Here is a 637-nt window from a genome sequence, read left to right on the forward strand (position 1 = left end):
GCCGGTGCCTCGCTCGCGCCCACGCCGCCCCCGCTGACGGCCCCCCCGAACGTGCGGGGACCGGTGCTCACACGGTCCCCCGGCCCGCCGCCGCCTCAGGCGGCGCCGGATCGAGCCAGTCTTCGCAGCCCGCAAGGCTCAGCCGCGTCAGCCCGGCTTCGACAAGGCCGCGTACCGGGAGCGCAACAGGGTCGAGCGGCTGATCGGACGCATCAAGCAATATCGCCGCATCGCCACCCGCTACGAGAAGCGGGCCACAAACTACCTCGCCATGGTCACCCTCGGCATGACCATGCTCTGGCTCACATGACTTTGCAGAGACGCCCTAGCCCTGGCAGGATCGGAGCGTGACATGGCGCGTCCGGGTGCCCCGCTTCCGGTATAGCCACTGCCCGAAGCGGATCTTCGCTGAGCCTGTGCCGGGGTTGGGGCGCGCAAGGCGCATCGCAGCGATCGATTGGCCGAGGCGCAGACCGATATCGGCATGGCGCTCGACGGTAAAGCCCAGAGCACGGTTGTCGCTGCGGCTGGCCATGCTGATTCAGATGATCGACGCCACCAGCGTGCGGGGGCACCAGCATGCGGCCACCGCCCAAAAAAAGACGACCGATCCCGTTGCATGGGTCGCTCGCGCGGC

General features: G+C 68.9%; 3 pseudogenes. All 3 read left to right on the plus strand.

Going from position 1 to position 637, the window contains the following annotated elements:
* Positions 1 to 310: pseudogene (locus tag MKK51_RS04970) on the plus strand (transposase); the annotation flags it as partial.
* Positions 311 to 329: 19 nt separating this feature from the next.
* Positions 330 to 536 (plus strand): annotated as a pseudogene (locus MKK51_RS04975) (ISL3 family transposase); the annotation flags it as partial.
* A 3-nt stretch (positions 537 to 539) separates the two neighbouring features.
* A pseudogene (locus MKK51_RS04980) lies at positions 540 to 637 on the plus strand (IS5/IS1182 family transposase); the annotation flags it as partial.

It is taken from the genome of Methylobacterium sp. E-045, assembly GCF_022829685.1.
Classification (GTDB): domain Bacteria; phylum Pseudomonadota; class Alphaproteobacteria; order Rhizobiales; family Beijerinckiaceae; genus Methylobacterium.